The organism is Pseudomonas sp. NFR09 (genome assembly GCF_900111535.1).
GTDB classification, from domain to species: domain Bacteria; phylum Pseudomonadota; class Gammaproteobacteria; order Pseudomonadales; family Pseudomonadaceae; genus Aquipseudomonas; species Aquipseudomonas extremorientalis.
In genome coordinates, this window is the sequence record NZ_FOIH01000012.1 from 34,020 (window position 1) to 48,388 (window position 14,369).

The window sequence follows — 14,369 nt, forward strand, 5'->3', positions numbered from 1 at the left end:
GCCTTCAGGCCAGGTGTTGGCCGGGCTGCTAAGCTGGAACGATGTTAACTAGCCACTGCGCAGGATTTGTGCAAATTGGCCCGTCTTTGCGACGTATTCATTGCATTTTTTCAAGGACGATTCGGAACCTATGACAGACGCCATGGATTTGAAGATCCTGGGCAAGTTGCAGAAGGATTGCGACCAGAGCCTGGAGTTGTTGAGCGACAGCGTGGGGCTGTCTTCCACCAGTTGTTATCGGCGGATTCGCCGCATGGAGAGCGTGGGGATCATCAAGGCCAAGGTAGCGGTGCTGGATGAACGCAAATTGGGTATTCAGGTGACGGCGTTTTTCCTGATCAAGCTGGACAGGGATAGCCAGGATATTGACCGCAAGATGCAGCACATCCTTTCGACTCATCCGGAGATTCAGGATTGTTACCTGATGACGGGGGAGTTTGATTTTGTGATGGTGGCGAAGTTTCGGGATGCTGCGGAGTACACCGAGTATATCTATCGGTTTCTGGAGACTTATCGAGATATTCCGATTCGGACTTATTCTTCTACGTTGGTGGTTAGGACGGTTAAGAAGTCTTATGAGTTGCCGTTGCAGGGGGTTGGGTTTTGTTCTCGGAGTTGAGTACATATCCGTTTCTTCGGTAACGGCTACTTATGGTTCCGCTCTTACAGCGGCTCACTTTTGGAAAGGCCGGAAGCCGGCCCAGCCCAAAGTAAGCAAAAGGCCTTCGCCCCAACACTCGGCACCTCGCCTAGGTTCGGCCAGCGTGTTTGACGGGGCGATCCCAGATCAAAAGCAAGAGCGCGGCGGCCTTGGAGCCGACCGGATTGTATGGCCGGTACTCGGTCAAAGTGTGGGAGGGGGCTTGCCCCCGATGGCAGTGGGTCAGTCACTGATGAGTTGGCTGACACACCGCCATCGGGGGCAAGCCCCCTCCCACAGGTTGATCTTCATGTATCAGTTGAAGGGTGGTTTGCTCTGGCTCTGGCTTTTGATCTGCTTTTGATTTTGATCTTAGGCGGCCCCCCAAATCACTGTCGGATTACGGGCACACCGAGCCTAGGCGAGGTGCCGAGTGTTGGGGCAAGAGCGTTTTGCTTACTTTTGACTGGGCCGGCATTCCGGCTTTTCAAAAGTGAGCCGCCGTAAGGGCGGAACCAATAGCCGCCGTTACCCAAATAACGGATATAAACACCACCAAGAATTGCCCCCCACCCAATCCCAAATGAAGCTTTCATGACAAAAGTTCGGTAGCCCATGGCCACTCCCGTCTCCTCTGTGTAACGCGCTTGAGCCCACCAGAAAGGTGAGCTTTTCAGCCGCAAGCAGGATGCCAGGAGTGGGGCGATGGGAACTATGGAACGTTACTCGAAAGTGGGCATGCAGGAGCTCGACCAGCGCCTGTCGAAGATCGTCGAGGCGGCGCGCAAGAAGCCGGTGTCGGTCTATCGCTACGGCGCACCCTGGGTCTGGATCGTCTCCCAGGATGACTGGCAGGGCGCCCGCAAGGAAGTCTCAAGCTACATCCCGGCAGGCCATTCCCTGGTGTTGCTGCGCCCGCAGATCGACGAAGTGCTCGACCAGCACCGTGACTGGCTCACCGCCGAACCCGCGATGTCGATCCCGGCGCAGACCGTGCTGCAGATCCTGCTGCTGCAGCTGCTGTATTCGGTGCCCAGCGAGCAGCAACTGCATGAACAGCTGAACTACAACCTGCTGTTCCGCTGGTTCGTCGGCCTGGACCTCAACCAGAAGGTCTGGAGCGTTCATGTCCTGACTCGCGACATCGCCACGCTGCTGAACAACCCGCGTGCGGTGCAACTCATCCAGAAAATCATCGGTGACGTGTTTTGTGGCGCCTTGCTGCACATGCCGGAGTTCTCGTTGAACTTCGCTCTGTTGCACACCTGGCTGGCACGCCACGGCAACACCGCGATCACCAGCAATTGAGCAGGCCGTACGCCGGGCATTCGGCGACGGTGCAAACAATCAGACAGTCAGGGGGCGGTGTGGAGCATCTGTTCAAATTAACGCTGGCGCTGTGTTGCGTGACGCTGGGGAGCCTGGCGCAACCGGTGTTGGCCGAGGAAGAGGCGGCGGCGCGCAGGGTCGACGTCAATGAGTACTTCGTGCGCGGCAATACCGTGCTCGATGCGGCGACGATCGAGGAGGCGGTGTACCCGTTCCTGGGGCCGCAAAAGACCCTGGACGATATCGAGGGTGCCCGCGATGCATTGCAGAAGATCTACCAGGCGCGTGGCTACCAGTCGGTGTTTGTCGAGCTGCCGGAGCAGAAGGTCGATGACGGCATCGTCTACCTGCAAGTAAGCGAAACCAAGGTTGGCCGCGTACGGGTGGTCGGCGCCAAGCACTATTCACCGGTGGAAATCCGCGAGCAGGTGCCGGCCCTGGAGGAGGGCGCGGTACCGGACTTTGCCACGGTGCAAACCCAGTTGGCCGGCCTCAATCGCAGTGCCGGGCGCCAGGTCACGCCGCTGGTGCGCGAAGGCCAGCGCCCGGGCACGATGGATGTGGACCTGCAGGTGGAAGACCAGAACCCCTGGCACGCCACCCTCGGCCTGAACAACGACTACAGCGCCGACACCGAGAAGCTGCGTTCGGTCGCCACGCTGGGTTACGACAACCTCTGGCAGCTGGGCCACAGCATTTCCCTGACCTACTTCACCGCGCCCCAGGACACCGACAACGCCAAGGTCTGGTCCGGCTCCTACAGCGCGCCGTTGAATGAGCGCTGGACCTTGCAGTTCTCGGGTTACCAGTCCGACAGCAACATCGCCACCATCGGCGGCAGCAACGTGTTGGGCAAGGGCCATTCCTACGGTGTGTCGGCCATCTACAACCTGCCGGCGGCGGGTAATTGGGCCCATTCGTTCTCGTTCGGCGTGGACTTCAAGGACTTCGACGAGCAGATGAAATTCGGCTCCAGCAGCGACCAGGTGCCGCTCAAGTACGCACCGTTCACCTTGGGTTACAACGGCTTTCGCTACACCGAACAATCCCAGTTGGGCCTGGGCCTGAACCTGGTGGTGGGCACCCGCGCGTTCTTTGGCTACGGCAGCGATGCCGAAGAGTTCGACTACAAGCGCTACAAGGCCAGCGCCAGTTTCGCCGTGCTCAAGGGCGACCTGAATTACACCTACACCTTTGCCAACGATTGGCAGTCGGCAACCAAGGGTGGCTTCCAGCTCGCGTCGGGGCCGCTGGTTTCCAACGAGCAGTATTCCGCCGGCGGCGCCACCTCGGTGCGCGGTTACCTGGCGGCTGAGCGCACCGGGGATGAGGGCTACTTGCTCTCCCAGGAGCTGCGCACGCCGTCCCTGGCCAGGTTCCTCGGCAGTTATGTGCAGGAGTGGCGCTTTTATGCGTTCGCCGAAGGCGCGCGCATGCGCCTGCACGACCCGCTGCCCGAGCAAGAAGACGAATACAGCCTGGCCAGTGTCGGCCTGGGCACCCGCGCCAGTTTGAGCAAATGGTTGTCCGGCAGCCTGGATTGGGGCTACCCGCTGCTCGATGGACCGAACACCCAGAAACAGGACTCGCGACTGCACTTCAGTGTGCAGGCGACTTTCTGACTTTTTCTTCCGGAGACTTCACCCATGCAACGCCTATTCCTGAGCCTGTTGATCTGCCTGGGCTTCGCGCTCCCGGCCACCGCCCATGCCTGGTGGCAGGACGACTGGCACTACCGCAAACAGATTTCGGTAGACGCCACCGCCCAAGGCGCCGCGATCAGCCAGGCCCTGGGTCGCACTGCACTGCTGGTGCGCCTGCACACCGGCAACTTCACGTTTGACGGGGTCAAGGACGACGGTTCTGACCTGCGTTTTGTGAGTGCCGACGACAAGACCGTGTTCAACCACCAGATCGAAAGCTTCGACCCACTGATGGGCATGGCGCTGATCTGGGTCGATGTGCCCAAGGTCGAAGGCGGCCAGCGCCAGGACTTGTGGATGTACTACGGCAACCAGAAGGCCCCGGCCACGGCCAATGGGCAACTGACCTTCGACCCGAACTACACCGCGCTCTACCACTTTGACGGGGCCAATGGCACACCGGCCCGGGACACCACGGCCTACGCCAACACCGCGTTGAACGCCACCGGCGCGAGCATCGACGGCGTGATCGGCCGCGCCTTGCAGTTGAGCGGCCAAGCGTTGATGTTGCCGGCCAGCCCCTCGTTACAGCAGGCGGCGGGCGGCGCGTTCACGTTCAGCGCCTGGTTGCGCCTGGACCAGGCCAGCGGCGAGCAAGCGGTGCTGGCCCGTCGCGACGGCCGCCATAGTCTGTTACTGGGCCTGAACCAGGGCATGCCGTTCGTGGACGTCGACGGCCAGCGCGCCGTCTCCACTCAACCGCTGAACCCTGGTCAGTGGCAGCACCTGGCGTTCACCGCCGAGGGCGATAAGGTCACGCTGTACGTGAATGGCCGCGAAACCGCGACTCTGGCAGTGGCTCTGCCGGCGTTCAATTCTCAGACCGCCATTGGCGCCGACCTGCCGGAAGCCGGCAGCACCCACCTGCCATTCGCCGGTGCCATCGATGAGCTGCGCCTGTCCAAGGTGGCACGCCCGGCTGTGCTGTTGCTGGCCGATGCCAGCGCCCAGGGCGCCGAGTCGAAGCTGGTGGCCTACGGGGTGGATGAAGAACAATCCGGCTTCGGTTTCGGCAGCCTGGGCTTTTTGCTCAACGCCGTACCGGTGGATGCCTGGGTGATCATCCTGGTGCTGGTGGCGATGATGTTCCAGTCGTGGGTCATCATGCTGCGCAAGAACCGCCAGGTCAGCCGTGTAAGCAGTGCCAACGAGGTCTTCCGCGAGCACTTCGCGCAGATCGGCACCCGCCTGGAGATGTATGCCGACGACGCCCTGTTGGGTGAGCGCCTGACTCATTCTTCGCTGTGGCGCCTGTACCTGGTGGCGGTCAAGGAGATCCGCACCCGCCGTGCCCAGGGCGCGGACACTTCGTCGGTGTCGGCCGCCACCATCGAAGCCATCCGTTGCTCCATGGACGGCGTGCGCACCCGCGAGAACCAGGCCCTGAGTTCCAAGTTGTCGACCCTGTCCAACGCCATCGCCGGCGGCCCGTACATCGGCCTGCTCGGCACGGTGCTGGGGATCATGGTGGTGTTCCTCGGCACGGCGATGGCCGGTGACGTGAACATCAACGCGATCGCCCCTGGCATGGCGGCGGCGTTGCTGGCGACGGCCATGGGCCTGTTCGTGGCGATCCCCGCGCTGTTTGGCTACAACCGCCTGATCACGCGCAACAAGGAAGTCAGTGCGGACATGCGCGTGTTCGTCGACGAGTTCATCACTCGCCTGGCGGAGATGCACGGCGAGAGCCAGCACAGTGAAGCCGCGCACCGCCGCGAACATCACGCATCGGTTCCGGCCTGAGGAGAATCGCCATGGCTTCCGTAAATGCCTCCCACGACGATGACGATGACGCGGCCGTCGACAGCATCAACATCACGCCGCTGGTGGACGTGCTCATGGTGGTGCTGGTGATGTTTATCCTCACCGCTACCGCCCAGGTGTCCGGTATTCAGATTCACCTGCCCAAGGCCAGCGCCTCGGTGTCGTTGTCGCAGGCCAAGACCAAGGCCATCTCCGTGAATGACGGCGGCCAGGTGTTCCTCGACGCCTATCCGGTGACTCTCGGCGAGTTGGAAGAGCGCCTGCGCATCGAGAAAGCGCTGAACCCGGACTTCCCGGTGATTGTGCGCGGCGATGCGATGGTGCAGTACCAGAAAGTCATCGAAGTGCTCGACCTGCTGCGCCGGCTGGAGCTGTCCCAGGTGGGGTTGGTCACCGGCAAACCGAGCCAGGGCTGAGTCATGACTGCACAGATCCCGATCGCGCCACCGCCTGTGAAAAACACGCCGCCGTTGCGCCCGTTGAAGTGGGGCGCCGGCCTGTTGCTGGGCGCCGTCGCCGCCTGGTTCTTGTGGCAATGGGCCAACGACATGAGCGGCGTGCGCCGTGAAGCGCCGAAGGTGCCGACGATTATCCCGTTGCCGCCGCCACCACCGCCGCCGCCGGAAAAACCCAAGGAGCCCGAGCCCCAGGTCGAAGAAAAAGTCCCGGAACCGGTGCCGAGCCCCGAGCCCGAAGAGGTCAAGCCGGTCGAGGAAGCGCCGCCTTCGCCTGACGAGGATTTGGCCAACCCGATGCAGATCGATGGCGACGCCCAGTCCGGCAATGACGGTTTCAACATCGGTGCCGGCAAGGGCGGCGGTATGGCCGGCAGCGGTGGCGGCGGGCTGGGGACCGGCACCTACAAGCAGTACCTGGCCGGCACTTATCAACGGCTGATGCGCGAGGATCCTGAGCTGCGCAAGAAGGCCTTCTCGATACAGATAGACCTGTGGCTGGGCGCCGATGGCCAGGTCACCAAGGCGCTGGTGGCCAAGTCCAGCGGGGATGCCGAGACCGATGCGCAGATGCTCGCCTTGATCCAGGCGCCGCGTGCCACACAGAAACCACCGGCGTCGCTGACGCTGCCCATGCGCCTGTCCCTCAAGGGCCGGCGCCCGGATTGATTGAATCCTTTTTTCAACGGTTTTTACAGGAGTTGCGTACACATGATTTCCCCCGTGAATCGACTGACCCTGGCGGTCGGCATGGTCATCGCGACCCTGGTCGGCCAGGCGGCTGCAGCGCCGGTTGCGCCCTCGGAAAACGTCACCATCAACCTGATCCGCCTGCTGGTGCAGCAGGGCGTGCTGAGCCAGGACACCGCCAACGGGCTGATCGCCCAGGCCGAAAAAGAAGCCCGGCAGGCGCGCCAGGCCAATGCCGCGCCGGTGGTGGCCGCAGCCCCCGGCGATGTGCGGGTGCAATACGTGCCGCAGGCGGTGAAGGATCAGATTCGTGACCAGGTCAAGGCCGAGGTCATGGCCACCGCCAAGCAGGAAAACTGGGCGCAGCCCAATACTTTCCCGGACTGGATCTCGCGCATCAGCTTTGACGGGGATATCCGCCTGCGGGATGAGTCGCGCTACTTCTCGGGCAACAACAGCAACGAGATCGTCGACTACGCCAAGCTCAATGAAAGTGGCCCGTACGACACCAACAAAGACACCAACACCAAGCTGCCACCGCTGCTCAACACCACCAAGGACCGCGAAAACCTGTTCCGCCTGCGCGCTCGCCTGGGCATGAAAGCGGTACTGTCGCCGGACTGGACCGCTGGCATTCGGGTGGGCACCGGCTCCGACAACAACCCGGTGTCCACCACCCAAACCCTGGGCGGTGGCTTTGGCAAGAAGGACATCTGGCTCGACCAGGGTTACCTGAGCTGGAAGGCCAGCCCGGACGTGACCCTTACCGCCGGGCGTTTCGCCAACCCGTTCTATTCCACCGACATGATGTATTCGGGCGACCTGAACTTCGACGGTGTCGCCGCCAACTTCAATCACGCGCTGAACAGTGAGTGGGGCCTGTTCGGCACCCTGGGCGCGTTCCCGGTGGAGTACACCTCCGACTCGGCCAGCAGCAACGGTTTCGACAAGGAAGACAGCGATACCAAATGGCTGTTTGGCGGGCAGATCGGCGCCAACTGGAAGATCAACCGCGAAAACAGCCTCAAGGGCGCGTTGGCGTACTACCACTTCGACGATATCGAAGGGAAGCGCTCCGGCGCTTGCCAGCCCTGGTCCGGCCAGCCGGCCTGTGACAGCGACGGTTCACGCCTGGCCTTCATGCAAAAGGGCAACAGCGTTTTCCTGCTACGCGACATCACCCCCAACCCGGCGACGCCCGGCCTGACCCCGCAGCCGCAGTTCGTGGGCCTGGCGTCCAAGTTCGACGTGCTCGACCTCAACCTGGCCTGGGATGCCGAGCTGCCGAGCGACTTCAAACTGCGCACCCAGGGCAATTACATCCACAACCTGGCCTACGACAAGGGCGAAATGCTCAAGCGCAGCGAAGGCCAGATCGTCAACAACATCAACAGCAACGGTCAGTTTGAAAGTGGCGGCAATGCGTTGATGGTTTCGTTCACCCTCGGCAGCGCGCTGGAAATGCGCAAGCGTGGCGACTGGAACGTACTGGCCGGCTACAAGTACATCCAGCCTGACGCCTTGCCCGACGGCTTCAACGATTCGTCGTTCCACCTGGGCGGCACCAACGCCAAGGGCTACTTCATTGGCGCCAACTACGGCATCGAAAAGAACATCTACGCCAGTGCGCGTTGGTTGAGTGCGTCCGAAGTGTATGGCGCGCCGTTCGAGGTGGATGTGATGCAACTGGAACTCAACACGCGCTTTTGATGCGCAGGGAGATGCCACATGAACACGCGAATCTGCGGGTTGTTACTGCTGCTGGTCGCTACCGGCGCTACGGCTGAAGGCATGGAGGAACGCCTGCGCACGCAACTGCGCAGCACCACCCAGCAATTGCAGGCCTTGCAAAGCGAACAGGCCCAGGCCAGCGCCGCGCGCCTTGCCGCTGAAAACCAGGCCAGGCAAGCCCAGGCGCAAATCAAGCAACTGACGGCCGAGTTGGACAAGGCTCGCGGCGTGGCCGAGCAATTGGCCGGCCAGCAACAGAGCCTGCACAGCCAGGCGCAGGCCCAGATGGCGGCCAGCAATGAGCAGATCGGCAAGTTCAAGAAAGCCTATGACGAACTGCTGGTGCTGGCCAAGGGCAAAGAGACTGAGCGTGCGCGCTTGCAGGCACAACTGAGCGAACGTGACACACAAGTGCAGCAATGTTCAGTCAAGAATCAACAGATGTACGGCGTGGCCCAGCAGTTGCTCGCGGCCTACGAAAAAATCGACGTGGCCGAGGTGATGAGTATCCGCCAGCCGTTCGCCAGCAGCGTCCGGGTCAAGTTCGAGGAACTGGCCCAGGGCTTCGGCGACGATTTGTACAAGAGCCGTTTCGATGCGCCCCAGGCAACTGCCAATCATTGATAGACAAGGAAGAGATCTCCATGAGCGAATTGATCACCAGCGTCACCCCCCAGAGCCTCACCGAGTTGCTGCAGGAAGCTGGCTACCGGGTCAACCAGACTGAGCAAAATGGCATCGTGCAATTGCTCAGCGCCAGCCAGGGCATCGGCTTTGCGGTGCGCTTCGGCAACCCGGCGGCGGAGCAGGGCGGTTATGTGGATTTCACCTACAGCTGCGCACTGCGTATCCAGGGCGAGCTGCCCGAAGGCCTGGCCCAGGTGTGGAACGCTTCGCGGCGCTTTGCGCGTTTGTCCGTGCAGGGCGAATTCCTGTTGATGGAAATGGACGTGGTGGTAGCCGGTGTCGGCGCTACCCACCTACGCAGCCAGCTGGAACTGTGGGACCGTCTGTTGCAGGAATTTATTGTCTACCTGCGTGAATACAGCCAGCAGGCGGCGCAGTTGCAGGCTGAAGCCGAGGCGCCGGTATTGTGAAAAAACCAACCCTGATGGTCGGCGCGGGTGCCCTGGCCTTGCTGGTGGTGGCGGTTGGCTTGAGCCTGCGGCCGGGCAGCGACCCGGTGGCGGCGCAGCAACCGGCGCCGGTGAGCAACCCGGCAGCGAGCGGGCCGGCAGTGGCGCGCCTGGGCAATCAGCAGATTGACCTCATGGAACTGAAAACCGTGCTGGCCAGCCTGCCTGTCGAGTCCCGCGAGCAATTGCGCGGCAATCGTGGCGCGTTGGAAACCTGGATCCGTTCACGCCTGGCGCAAAAGGCGGTGCTCGAACAGGCTGACGCCCAGGGCTGGCGCCAGCGCCCGGACGTGGAGCAGCAAACCCGCGCCGCCGCCGAGCAGATTGTGTTTCGCGACTACATGTTGTCGGTCAGCCAGGTGCCGGCCGATTACCCCAGCGCCGCCGAATTGCAGCAGGCCTACGACAGCGGTAAATCGCAGTGGGTGACGCCGGCGTTGTATCGCGTGAGCCAGATTTTCCTCGCGGTGAATGACCCGCAAGCCGTCGACAGTGTGCGCCGCCAGGCCCAGGAACTGAGCCGTCGCGCCCAGGCGGCGCCGAATGAGTTCGCCGCCCTGGCCACGCAGTTTTCCCAGGACACCGACTCTGCTGCACGCGGTGGCGACTCGGGCATGCAGCCGTTGCAGCAACTGGTGCCGGAAGTGCGCAGTGCGGTGTCGCGCCTCAAGGTCGGTGCCGTGTCGGACGTGGTGCAGAGTGCGGCGGGGTTCCATGTGCTCAAGCTCACGGGCCAGCAACCGGCGCGCACCGCGACCCTCGACGAGCTGCGTGAACGCCTGACCCAGGCCCTGCGTGCACAACGCCAGGAACAGATCGCCAAGGCTTACCTCGAAGGCATGCTCAATACCGCCACCCTGAGTATCGACGGCGCCGAGTTGAACAAAGTGCTGGAGTAGTACGCGTCAACCCGCATTGGATGCACAGACTGACAAGACAGGGAGTCTCCCATGGCATTTCTAGAACCGTCTGCCCCTCAGGGGCCGTCCGCTTATCGTGCGCCAGCCGAAGGCCGCAGCAGTTGGCTGGCCCTGGCCCATGAGATCGACCCGGAAGTGGCGCGCTATTTCCTGGTAAGTGCACGCTGCGGCTGTTTCATGCAGGCGGCGCGCAGTTTGAATATCAAGGCCACGCTGTTGCGCAAGCGTCTGGCGCAGTTGGAGGAACACCTGCGGCATTCGCTGTTCAGCTACCAGGGCAATGGTTTGGTGCTCAGTCGAGATGGCCAGCAGCTGCAGGCGCAGCTGATTGCCCTGGCCCATGAACGACGCCTGCCAGTGACGGAGCAGCCGCTGATTCGGCTGGCCGTGGCCGAGCCGATCCTGCATGACATCCTTGGGCGCGATCTGATCGCGTTGCTGCGCCGCAATGCCAGCGTGCGCCTGGAGATCATCTCCATCGACAGTCAGTTGTCGTTGCAGGCGGTAGAGGTGGATGTGGTGCTGTGGCTGTCGGACGCCGACGGGCCGGTGCCGGGTCCGAGCTTTGCCACTGAGCCACCCCGAGCCTTGGCGCGCTTGCAGTATCTGCCGCATATCGCCAAGCGTTATTCGCGGTTGACCACGCGGCCGGACAGTGTGGAGGACCTCGACGATTACATGCTGGTGCAATGGCAGCCGGATGCGCAGGTGGGGGCTTTGCAGGCGTGGAACCAGGTTGTACAGGAGCGCCTGGCGGCAGTGGTGCAGGTGCATGCGTATTCGCTGATGCTGGAGATGATCCGTTGTGGCGCGTGCATTGGGTTGCTGCCGCAGTACATGAGCAGCTTTGACCGGGGGCTGGTGGCGTTGCCGGGGTTATTGGCCGAGAGCATGCAGCGCCAGGTGTGGTTGGCGGTGAATGCGCAGGTGCGGGATGAGGAGGCGGTGCGGATGATTGTGGAACTGATCGTTGGCACCTTTGAAGGTCGGCGGGAGTGGTTTGATTGACGGATTTCTCTTAGATCACCGAATTCCCCTGTGGTGAGCGGGGCAAGCCCGCTCGCCACAAAAAACAGTTATTTCAGTGTTGCAGCACGCCGCGAAAGGTCGCGCTCAGGGCACGCAGTGTCTCCCGTGAGCGCACATCGGTGATGCGGCTGTAAAGCACCACTTCACTCACCGGCAAGGGTGGCAGGCCGTATTGCTCGCTCACATCTACCGCGCCAGACGGCGCCACGCGGCGGGCGAGGGCGGCGACGCCCAATCCGGCGCTGACGGCAGCACCGACGGCCATGACGCCGCCGCCCACGAAGACTTCGGTCCAGTCGATGCGCGCCGCGTCCAGTGCGCGGGTCGCCAGGTGACGAACACCGCAGGGTGCGGTCATGGTCGCCATGCGCAGGGGCGTGCCTGGGGTGTGTTGCCAAGTGGGGGCGGCGAACCAGCCGAAGCGTTCCACTGCCAGCACTTCACCGTCCCGGCGGTCGCCCTCATTGCGCACGATCACGGCGTCCAACTCATTGCGATCAAAAGCGGCAACCAGTTCGCGGGAGGAGGCGATGCGCACTTCGAGGATCACCAGCGGGTCGTAGGCGGCCAGGCGGCTGAGCCAGGCCGGCAGGTCGGGGCCGGCCACGTGGTCGCTGATGCCGATGACCAGGCGCCGGGGCGTGTGAGTCGCCATGTCGCCCAAGGCGCGTTCATGGGCATTGAGCAGGGCGCGGGCGGCGATGATGAACTGTTCGCCTTGGGGCGACAGCCGTACATGGCGAGGCGTGCGCTCGAGCAGGCGGTAGCCGAGGCGCTCTTCCAGGCGTTTGAGCTTGAGGCTGATGGCCGCCTGGGAAGTGTCGAGGGCTTCGGCGGCGCGGGTGAAACTGGCGAAATCGGCCACCAGCACGAAGGCCTGGACGGTATCGATATCCAGTGGTCTGAGGGCGTCAGTCATATTCGATCCTTATCGCACATATATCGGCTGATATCTTGTTGAAATCATCGCCGCTGCGCAAGCTGAACGCTCATCTTGCACAGGAGTTCTCGCATGTTTGCCAAACAGTATTCACACCGCTTGCCAGCTGACTACGACATGGGCGTGATTCACCGGCGCGCGGCGCAATTGGGGCCGTTGTGGGATGACGCCGAGGGGTTGCTGTTCAAGGCGTTTATCGCCCGCGAGCAGGGGGGCAAAGTGTATTCGTCGGTGTACCTGTGGGCCGACCCGTTGCAGGCCGCTGACTTTTTATTGGGCGAGCGCTTCCAGAAGGTGCTCGACAGCTTTGGTCGCCCGCATATCGAGAGCTGGTTGCCGCTGGATGTACAACGTGGCCCGGCGCAGGGCGCAGTGAGTTTGTACCGCGAGGAATGGCCGCTGGAGGCGGGCGCGGACAGGGCGGTGGCCTTGGCCGAGGGAAAACGGCGCAATCGACAGGTGGCCGACAGCGCAGAGACCTTTGCGGTGTTCCTGGCGCTGGATGTGCAAGCGTGGCGCCTGGTGCGGGTCACCTTGTCGGCCAAGGCGCTGGACGCGCAGCACCCAGGGACGGGTTACCAGGTGCTCTATCTGGCACAAGGCGTTGCGCGACTGGGCTAACTGCGCCAGTCTTGGTGGCCTCATTCCCTGGGCCCAAGCACGCTGCGATGCAAGCCACACGTCTGACACTCATTTGCCATGCCCTCACGCCCCTGCAGAAACAGGGGCGTTTCTGCGATGACGAGCCGGTGGCGATGGATTGGCAGGGCGCGGCCGGCTCCCTCGCCGGGCGTTACAGGAAAACGCCGCGTTTATTCTGCGCTCCCGAGCTGCGTACTCGACAGACGGCTGGCTTGTTCGGCAATGACGCTGTGATCGAAGACGCCCTGCGCGATGCTGATTTCGGCCAGTGGAAAGGCCAGGCCATCAACCAGCTCAGTAGTGATGAGTTGAATAACTGGCTCACCGACAGCACCTTCGCGCCCCAGGGTGGAGAGTCAGTCGATGAAGTCTGTACACGTGTAGCGCAGTGGCTGAAAACCCTCGAAACCCAACCCGGCCATATCGTCGCCATCACCCACCCCTTTGTGATCCGCGCCGCGTTGTTGCAGGTGATGCAGTTCCCGCTGTCGATGTTCTACCGTATCGACGTCGAACCGTTGTCCGCCACCGAGCTACGCTTCAACAACGTCTGGCGCCTGCGCCTGGAAACTCACGCCTGAGCGCCTGAACATGGCAAAATCCACGCCCCGCACTGAGAGCAACCCATGAAACGCATCCTGATCATCGGCATTGGCGCCGGCAACCCTGACTACATCACGATGCAGGCCGTGAAGGCGCTCAACCGCACCGACGTGTTTTTCCTGATGGACAAGGGCCAGAGCAAAGACAAGTTGATCGACCTGCGTCGCGAGATCTGCGAGACCTACATCACCGAGCCGGGCTATCGCTTCGTTGAGGCCGAGTGCCCGGAGCGCGTGCGCGGCGATATCGACTACACCACCGCCGTGCAGGACCTGAACCGCGACAAGCAGCAGACCTTCGAACGCATGATCAACGAAGAAATGGCTGACGGTGAAGTAGGTGCTTTCCTGGCCTGGGGCGACCCGGCGTTATACGACAGTACCATCCGCATTTTGCAGGCGATTCTGGCCAGTGGCCGTTGCGCCTTTGAGTTCGAGGTGATCCCCGGTATCACCAGCGTGCAGGCGCTGGCCGCACAGCATAAAGTGGCGCTGAACCGTATTGGCAAGTCGGTCGAGATCACCACCGGGCGCCGTCTGGCGGCGGGGCAGGCGAGTGATGCGGACACCCTGGTGGTGATGCTCGACGCGGAAGACTCTTACCGCACCGTGGCCGATCAAGGCCTGGACATCTACTGGGGCGCCTACCTGGGCACGCCGGATGAAATCCTTATCAGCGGCAAGGTCAGTGAAGTGGCAGAAGAAATCGAACGGGTGCGCAAGGCGGCGCGCCTGGAAAATGGCTGGATCATGGACACTTATCTGCTGCGCAAACCCTGAGGTCACGT

General features: G+C 62.4%; 15 protein-coding genes. 14 read left to right on the forward strand and 1 reads right to left on the reverse strand.

Annotated elements, in window-relative coordinates:
- The first annotated feature begins 142 nt into the window (after window positions 1–142).
- From BMX59_RS24340 to BMX59_RS24395, 11 genes are all read left to right on the forward strand, one after another.
- Window positions 143–619 carry an Lrp/AsnC family transcriptional regulator gene (locus BMX59_RS24340; RefSeq protein ID WP_071491274.1) on the forward strand — a complete coding sequence of 159 codons (477 nt, stop codon included), beginning with the start codon at window positions 143–145 and terminating at the stop codon, window positions 617–619.
- A 735-nt stretch (window positions 620–1,354) separates the two neighbouring features.
- Window positions 1,355–1,948, forward strand: a complete 594-nt coding sequence (locus BMX59_RS24350) for a transposase (protein WP_071495338.1) — start codon at window positions 1,355–1,357, stop codon at window positions 1,946–1,948.
- Between the two features lie 59 nt (window positions 1,949–2,007).
- The gene (locus BMX59_RS24355) at window positions 2,008–3,591 is read left to right on the forward strand and encodes a ShlB/FhaC/HecB family hemolysin secretion/activation protein (protein ID WP_093126643.1); all 1,584 of its coding nucleotides are present in this window, start codon (window positions 2,008–2,010) and stop codon (window positions 3,589–3,591) included.
- A 24-nt stretch (window positions 3,592–3,615) separates the two neighbouring features.
- The gene (locus BMX59_RS24360) at window positions 3,616–5,415 is read left to right on the forward strand and encodes a DUF2341 domain-containing protein (RefSeq protein WP_093126646.1); all 1,800 of its coding nucleotides are present in this window, start codon (window positions 3,616–3,618) and stop codon (window positions 5,413–5,415) included.
- Window positions 5,416–5,426: 11 nt separating this feature from the next.
- On the forward strand, window positions 5,427–5,852 hold the full coding sequence (locus tag BMX59_RS24365) for an ExbD/TolR family protein (protein ID WP_010564254.1): 426 nt from the start codon (window positions 5,427–5,429) through the stop codon (window positions 5,850–5,852).
- A gap of 3 nt (window positions 5,853–5,855) precedes the next feature.
- Complete coding sequence (locus tag BMX59_RS24370; RefSeq protein WP_092245862.1) at window positions 5,856–6,560, forward strand: energy transducer TonB family protein; 705 nt, start codon at window positions 5,856–5,858, stop codon at window positions 6,558–6,560.
- Between the two features lie 42 nt (window positions 6,561–6,602).
- Complete coding sequence (locus tag BMX59_RS24375) at window positions 6,603–8,291, forward strand: putative porin (RefSeq protein WP_093126650.1); 1,689 nt, start codon at window positions 6,603–6,605, stop codon at window positions 8,289–8,291.
- Window positions 8,292–8,309: 18 nt separating this feature from the next.
- Entirely contained in the window at window positions 8,310–8,936 is a 627-nt protein-coding gene (locus BMX59_RS24380; protein WP_093126655.1) for a DNA repair protein, read from the forward strand.
- A gap of 20 nt (window positions 8,937–8,956) precedes the next feature.
- Window positions 8,957–9,409 (forward strand): YbjN domain-containing protein, encoded by a 453-nt coding sequence (locus BMX59_RS24385; RefSeq protein WP_175486707.1) that lies wholly within the window; start codon window positions 8,957–8,959, stop codon window positions 9,407–9,409.
- Complete coding sequence (locus tag BMX59_RS24390; RefSeq protein WP_093126658.1) at window positions 9,406–10,347, forward strand: peptidylprolyl isomerase; 942 nt, start codon at window positions 9,406–9,408, stop codon at window positions 10,345–10,347. The genes BMX59_RS24385 and BMX59_RS24390 overlap by 4 nt, the downstream gene beginning before the upstream one ends.
- 51 nt (window positions 10,348–10,398) lie before the next feature.
- The gene (locus BMX59_RS24395; protein WP_093126662.1) at window positions 10,399–11,376 is read left to right on the forward strand and encodes a LysR family transcriptional regulator; all 978 of its coding nucleotides are present in this window, start codon (window positions 10,399–10,401) and stop codon (window positions 11,374–11,376) included.
- A gap of 73 nt (window positions 11,377–11,449) precedes the next feature.
- Here the strand turns inward: BMX59_RS24395 and BMX59_RS24400 are convergent, their stop codons facing one another.
- On the reverse strand, window positions 11,450–12,316 hold the full coding sequence (locus tag BMX59_RS24400; protein WP_093126666.1) for a LysR family transcriptional regulator: 867 nt from the start codon (window positions 12,314–12,316) through the stop codon (window positions 11,450–11,452).
- 93 nt (window positions 12,317–12,409) lie between these two features.
- Here BMX59_RS24400 and BMX59_RS24405 point away from each other — a divergent pair, with 93 nt between their 5' ends.
- The 3 genes from BMX59_RS24405 to cobF are packed head-to-tail and all read left to right on the forward strand — an operon-like array spanning window position 12,410 to window position 14,361.
- A complete protein-coding gene (locus BMX59_RS24405) occupies window positions 12,410–12,958 on the forward strand; it encodes a DUF4865 family protein (RefSeq protein ID WP_093126670.1) in 549 nt (182 codons plus the stop codon).
- A 47-nt stretch (window positions 12,959–13,005) separates the two neighbouring features.
- Window positions 13,006–13,560, forward strand: coding sequence for a histidine phosphatase family protein (locus BMX59_RS24410; RefSeq protein ID WP_093126673.1), 555 nt, complete (start codon window positions 13,006–13,008; stop codon window positions 13,558–13,560).
- A gap of 45 nt (window positions 13,561–13,605) precedes the next feature.
- A complete protein-coding gene (gene cobF, locus BMX59_RS24415) occupies window positions 13,606–14,361 on the forward strand; it encodes a precorrin-6A synthase (deacetylating) (RefSeq protein WP_071491237.1) in 756 nt (251 codons plus the stop codon).
- Window positions 14,362–14,369 lie beyond the last annotated feature (8 nt).